Origin of the sequence: Providencia sp. PROV122 (assembly GCF_028482365.1) — a bacterium.
Taxonomy (GTDB): domain Bacteria; phylum Pseudomonadota; class Gammaproteobacteria; order Enterobacterales; family Enterobacteriaceae; genus Providencia; species Providencia stuartii.
In genome coordinates, this window is sequence record NZ_JAMPQI010000016.1 from 36039 (window position 1) to 42267 (window position 6229).

Below are 6229 nucleotides of genomic sequence, written 5' to 3' on the forward strand. Positions count from 1 at the left end.
ATGAAGAATTGGAAAACGCTTATTCTGGGACTGATGTTTGCAAGCTCCACAGCATTGGCTGCACCACAGCAAATGGATAAAGTTGCTGCTGTAGTCAATAACGGAGTTGTGCTGGAAAGTGACGTCCAGAATATGTTAAACACAGTAAAACTGAACGCACGCAATGCTGGCCAACAAATTCCAGATGATGAGACTCTTCGTCACCAGATCCTTGAGCGTTTGATCACTGATAACATCATGTTACAGATGGCAAATCAGATGCAAATCAATATCCCTGAAGAAGCCGTTAATGCCACAATTGCGGATATTGCTCGCCAAAATGGTTTAACTTTTGAGCAGATGCAAGCACGTCTAAAAGCGGATGGTATTGATATGGCAAAATACCGTAGTGAGATCCGTAAAGAGATGCTGATCGCTGAAGTGCGTAATAACGAAGTACGCCGTCGCGTGACTATTTTACCCCAAGAAGTTGAGTCTCTCGCAAAACAGATCAGCAGCCAAGCAGACTATGAAGCGAGCGTTAACCTAAGTCATATTCTCATTCCATTACCTGAAAACCCAACTCAAGAGCAATTACAAAAAGCAGATGCGATTGTTGCTAAGATCATGGATGAGATCAAAAAAGGCACCAACTTCGGCAAACTGGCTATTGCTTACTCCGCAGATCCACAAGCACTGAAAGGCGGTAATATGGGATGGTCTCGCCTACAAGAGCTACCAGTTGTTTTCGCTGAACAGTTGAAAAGTGCGAAGAAAGGCGATGTTGTAGGCCCTATTCGTTCTGGTGTTGGCTACCATATTTTGCGTGTTAACGAAATGAACAGTGCCAATAAAACCATTTCAGTCACCGAAGTGAAAGCTCGCCATATCCTTATTAAGTCATCACCAATTATGGATGATAACCAAGCGAGACAAAAGCTCACTCAGATCACACAGGATATTCGTAGCGGCAAGACCACATTTGAAAATGCGGCAAAAGAGTTCTCTGAAGATCCGGGCAGTGCGCTTAAAGGCGGTGAGTTAGGCTGGAATATGCCAGATGTATACGATCCCGCTTTCCGTGATGCCTTGATGAGACTTAATAAAGGCGAAATCAGTCAACCTGTTCGCTCAAACTTTGGCTGGCACCTTATTCAGCTAGAAGATACCCGCAATGTTGATAAAACAGATGCGGCACAAAAAGATCAAGCCTACCGTTTATTGTTCAATCGTAAATTCAACGAAGAAGCACAAAGTTGGGTACAGGAGCAACGTGCGGCGGCATATGTTAATGTCATCGATGGACGTGATAACCAATCTAATGACGAAAAATCTCAATAAACCAATCGTAATAACCCCCGGCGAGCCTGCCGGGGTAGGCCCAGATCTACTTATTCAACTTGCCCAAGAGTTTTGGCCTGTTGAGCTTGTTGCGTGTGCTGATCCTGAATTACTACTCGCTCGAGCCAAACAACTCAACCTGCCACTGTCATTAAAAAACTATCAATCAGGTAATGAACATGACGCCCAAGTACCGGGAACTCTGTCTATCCTTCCCGTCAATTTGAAAGCACCAGCGCAAGCCGGTGTGCTAAACATTGCCAATGGGAAGTATGTTACTGAAACATTAGCAAGAGCCTGTGATGGTTGCCTAAGTGGAGAATTTTCTGCCATTGTGACTGGCCCTGTCCACAAAGGGGTGATTAATGATGCGGGGGTTCCATTTAGCGGGCATACTGAATTTTTTGCCGATAGGAGCCATTGTCACCGTGTGGTGATGATGTTAGCCACAGAAGAGTTACGTGTGGCTCTCGCCACGACCCATTTACCCTTAAAAGATGTTTCAGCGGCAATCACTCAACAAAGTCTGCGGGAAGTGATTACAATCTTAAATCACGATTTACGTACAAAATTTGCGATTGATACACCAAATATCTATGTCTGTGGCCTAAACCCGCACGCGGGTGAAGGAGGACATATGGGAATGGAAGAGATAGAAACCATTATCCCAACACTTGAGAGTCTTCGTGCTGAAGGTATGAATCTCATCGGGCCGCTGCCCGCTGATACCCTATTTCAGCCTAAATATTTAGAAGATGCGGATGCCGTACTCGCAATGTATCACGATCAGGGTCTTCCTGTGTTAAAATACCAAGGTTTTGGTAGAGCCGTGAACATTACGCTGGGTCTGCCTTTCATTCGTACTTCTGTTGACCATGGCACTGCGCTAGAGTTAGCAGGTACGGGTCGTGCCGATGCGGGCAGCTTTATTACCGCATTGAAGTTAGCTATCCAAATGACATATAAGAATTCATGAATAATCGAGTCCATCAGGGGCATCTTGCCCGCAAACGTTTCGGGCAGAACTTTTTAACTGACCAATTTATTATCGACAGTATTGTAGATGCAATACATCCACAACCAGGGCAAGCTATCGTCGAGATTGGCCCCGGTCTTGGCGCACTGACTGAACCTGTTGGTAGTAGAATGGATAAGATGACGGTTGTTGAGCTAGACCGTGATCTCGCTGCGCGCTTGCATGTTCACCCACAGTTAAAAGATAAGCTTACAATTATCCAGCAAGATGCCATGACAGTGGATTTCGGTGAATTAGCGAAGCAGGCAGGGCAACCTTTACGTGTTTTTGGTAACCTGCCTTATAATATCTCGACCCCGCTAATGTTCCACCTATTTACCTTTACAAACTCTATTGCTGACATGAACTTTATGCTGCAAAAAGAGGTTGTAAACCGCCTAGTTGCAGGTCCTGGGAGTAAAGCCTACGGCCGTTTAAGCGTTATGGCGCAATATTACTGCCAAGTTGTTCCGGTGTTAGAAGTGCCACCAACGGCCTTTGCACCGCCACCAAAAGTTGATTCTGCGGTTGTTAGGCTTATACCTCATCGCGAGAACCCTTACCCGCTGAAAGATATTAAAATGCTCAGTCGTATTACCACACAAGCATTTAACCAGCGTCGTAAGACGATCCGCAATAGTTTGGGGGATTTACTCAATGTTGAGCAGCTCACAGAGCTAGGCATTGATCCCGGTACTCGCGCTGAAAATATTTCCGTTGAAGCTTATTGCAAAATGGCGAACTACCTAGCAAGTTTGTCTGAATAAGTATCGAAAAGGAGGCACTATGCTTAACGAACCTAATGTTAGCATCCAAGTACAGAGTGTCTATATCGTCAGCCAGTCTCAACCTGAAATAGGACGATATGTATTTGCCTATACCATATCTATCCGTAACTTAGGCCGAGAGCCACTACAGTTAATGAGCCGCTATTGGCTCATTACTAACAGTGATGGTCATAAAACTGAAGTTCAAGGCGAAGGCGTTGTCGGTGAACAACCAATCATCCAGCCCGGTGCGGTATATCGTTATACCAGTGGAGCAATATTAGAAACTCCCATGGGTACAATGGAAGGTTATTACGTCATGTTAAACAGCCGAGGAGAACACATTCATGTGGATATTCCTCCATTCCGCCTTGCTTTACCTACTTTGATTAATTAATTATGTCGACATATCTTATTGGTGATGTACACGGCTGCTATCGCGAATTGCGTGCATTACTCGAACAAGTGAATTTTGAGCCGCAAAAAGATACTTTGTGGCTCACTGGCGATCTGGTTGCCCGAGGGCCTGACTCATTACAGGTCCTTCGCTATGTCAAAAGCCTCGGTGATTCCGTACGCATAGTGCTAGGTAACCACGATCTGCACTTATTAGGTATTTACTGCAAAATCAGCCGGAATAAACCGAAAGATCATCTCGATGAGCTACTCAATGCGCCCGACGCTGATGAATTAATCAATTGGTTACGCCGCCAACCGCTGCTACAGGTCGATGAAGAGAAAAAGATCATCATGGCTCACGCTGGGATCACACCACAGTGGGATCTGCCGACAGCACGCATGTGCGCACGGGAAGTAGAATCGGTTTTATCAAGCGATGCTTATCCGCTATTCATTGATTCTATGTATGGCGACATGCCAAATAATTGGTCTGAGAATTTAATGGGGCTACCGCGTTTACGCTTTAGTACAAATGCATTAACACGGATGCGCTACTGTTTCCCTCATGGTCAACTGGATATGATTTGTAAGGAAAGTCCAGCCAAAGCCCCTTCTCCCCTTAAACCTTGGTTTGCACTGCCCAATAAACTCCCTGAAGGCTATTCTATCTTTTTTGGTCATTGGGCGTCTTTGGAAGGGAAACATACGCCAGAAAATGTGTATGGGCTAGATACTGGTTGTTGCTGGGGGGGAGAATTGACGCTGTTCCATTGGGAAGCAAAACAGTATTACCACCAAAAATCACACCAAAAACGCCGTAAAGATTAATCATTAAGTTATGTTTATTTCCCTTAAATAGACATAACTTAAAAGCTATTCTTTTTAATTTAAACTGAATAGTGGTAATAAATTCATTAGATTTATTTTTGAATAGTGATTTAATTCGCTACTTTCATATATTAATAAGCAAAAACGGAGCAATACGCTCCGTTTTTAAAATTACGACGCTATTAAATTCTTTTGGTTAAAATCTCAAAACAATAACCATGTGAATTGTTCTCATCCGCCTCATGGTACTCGGTGAAAATAGAATCCCACTCATCTGGCTCGTAAATTGGGAAATGAGTGTCGCCAATCACTTCTGCATCCACATGAGTTAAATACAGCTTATTCGCCAGAGGTAAAAACTGTTGGTAAACTTTTCCGCCTCCAATCACAATGACTTCGTCATCGTCAGAGCCTGTCTTGGTTTGCTTAGCCGCCACCAATGCTTCTTCTACGGAGGAGACCCAGATAACATTTTTATCCGAACCCGGCTTACTACTTAATACAATGTTGACGCGCTGTGGAAGCGGACGACCAATTGATTCGTAAGTCACTCGACCCATTATGACTGGCTTATTTAACGTATTACGTTTAAACCAAGCAAGATCACCGGGTAAATGCCAAGGCATCGCTTTTTCCATGCCGATAACCTGATCAATCGCCATCGCTGCGATTAAACTAATATTCATTGAGTCACCTTAGAGGCTAATATACAAATTTGTGCTCACTATACGTAAACAGAAATGCTTCGTCGACTAAATTTAATCTTCCTTAAAAAGTGATTATTAATTTATACTCAGTTAGTGATAAAGCCGACTAAAAATAACATTAAAAATAAAATCAATATAGAGAGTGCAAATGTACGAGACCTCCCTTTTAATTGCCACTATCGCCACATTAGGCATGCTTTCCCCCGGGCCAGACTTTTTTCTTATCGTTAAAAACTCAGCGCGCTATCAGCGTTCAGCAGCGCTCATGACTGCAATGGGCGTCATTTGTGCGGTTGCCCTACATATGACTTATTGTGTCGCTGGGCTTGCGGTTCTTATCACCACCACACCTTGGTTATTTAACGTATTAAAATACGCAGGAGCGGCTTATCTGATTTGGATTGGTGTTAAAAGTTTGATGCCAAATAAAGGACAAAACCTAGACCTCAACAATACACAACACGAAATCGTCACTTTCAAAAAAGCATTTATGCAAGGTTTCCTTTGTAATGTTTTAAACCCTAAAGCAACATTGTTCTTTCTTGCTGTTTTTACTCAAGTTTTAAGTTTTGATTCGACGTTTGGTGAAAAGCTGTGGATCGCCTTTATCATTTGGGGGCTTGCTGCTATTTACTGGCCACTGCTGGTGTGTTTGATCCAGAGTGCTCCTGTAAGAAAAGGGTTAGCTAAAGTACAAAAATATGTCGATAAAGTGCTTGGCGTTGTACTTATTGCTTTCGGGGTTCGAGTTGCACTCAGTTAATCAGATGAATAAAAAAATCCCTCAGCCATGATTGTTTAATGTCTGGGGGAAATACATAAATGGTTTTTAAACCATGCTCGCCTATTGTTAAAAACTCCCTATCAATCACGCTTATTTAACGATAGCTAATATAAAAATATTCACAAATAGCTTTAAACCCTAACTCTAAGATTGAAAGATCTGATCTCCTCCTACAGTTAATTAATTCCCCTATCGAATTACTTAATTATTTAACTCATACTTTTCATTATCATCAGTAAAAAGCATCGACTTAACTAAAACCAAAAACAAGAATAATCTTGTTCAGCCTTTTCATCAAATTGTATAATTTAACTTTAATAGATAAATAAAATTAAACATGGGCCTTATGATCATGGAACAAAATACGACTCTTTTTGATGAAGATGAAATGGAACAAATCAGTACTCTT

Annotated in this window: 7 protein-coding genes; 6 read left to right on the forward strand and 1 reads right to left on the reverse strand. The window is 42.5% G+C overall.

Annotation, left to right across the window (positions count from 1 at the left end):
• The 5 genes from surA to apaH are packed head-to-tail and all read left to right on the forward strand — an operon-like array spanning nucleotide 1 to nucleotide 4329.
• Nucleotides 1–1320, forward strand: a complete 1320-nt coding sequence (gene surA, locus PSE69_RS13130) for a peptidylprolyl isomerase SurA (RefSeq protein ID WP_004924993.1) — start codon at nucleotides 1–3, stop codon at nucleotides 1318–1320.
• Nucleotides 1301–2296 carry a 4-hydroxythreonine-4-phosphate dehydrogenase PdxA gene (gene pdxA / locus PSE69_RS13135; protein ID WP_036944132.1) on the forward strand — a complete coding sequence of 332 codons (996 nt, stop codon included), beginning with the start codon at nucleotides 1301–1303 and terminating at the stop codon, nucleotides 2294–2296. Before surA ends, pdxA begins: the two co-directional genes overlap by 20 nt.
• Nucleotides 2293–3102, forward strand: a complete 810-nt coding sequence (gene rsmA, locus PSE69_RS13140; protein ID WP_014657655.1) for a 16S rRNA (adenine(1518)-N(6)/adenine(1519)-N(6))-dimethyltransferase RsmA — start codon at nucleotides 2293–2295, stop codon at nucleotides 3100–3102. The genes pdxA and rsmA overlap by 4 nt, the downstream gene beginning before the upstream one ends.
• 19 nt (nucleotides 3103–3121) lie before the next feature.
• Nucleotides 3122–3499, forward strand: coding sequence for a Co2+/Mg2+ efflux protein ApaG (gene apaG / locus PSE69_RS13145; protein ID WP_004924999.1), 378 nt, complete (start codon nucleotides 3122–3124; stop codon nucleotides 3497–3499).
• 2 nt (nucleotides 3500–3501) lie between these two features.
• On the forward strand, nucleotides 3502–4329 hold the full coding sequence (gene apaH, locus PSE69_RS13150) for a bis(5'-nucleosyl)-tetraphosphatase (symmetrical) ApaH (RefSeq protein ID WP_004925002.1): 828 nt from the start codon (nucleotides 3502–3504) through the stop codon (nucleotides 4327–4329).
• 182 nt (nucleotides 4330–4511) lie between these two features.
• On the opposite strand, the gene folA is transcribed toward apaH, so the two are convergent.
• Nucleotides 4512–5015 (reverse strand): type 3 dihydrofolate reductase, encoded by a 504-nt coding sequence (gene folA, locus PSE69_RS13155; RefSeq protein ID WP_121874947.1) that lies wholly within the window; start codon nucleotides 5013–5015, stop codon nucleotides 4512–4514.
• A gap of 169 nt (nucleotides 5016–5184) precedes the next feature.
• On the opposite strand from folA, the gene PSE69_RS13160 reads away from it, so the two are divergent.
• The gene (locus tag PSE69_RS13160) at nucleotides 5185–5799 is read left to right on the forward strand and encodes a LysE family translocator (RefSeq protein WP_272675275.1); all 615 of its coding nucleotides are present in this window, start codon (nucleotides 5185–5187) and stop codon (nucleotides 5797–5799) included.
• Nucleotides 5800–6229 lie beyond the last annotated feature (430 nt).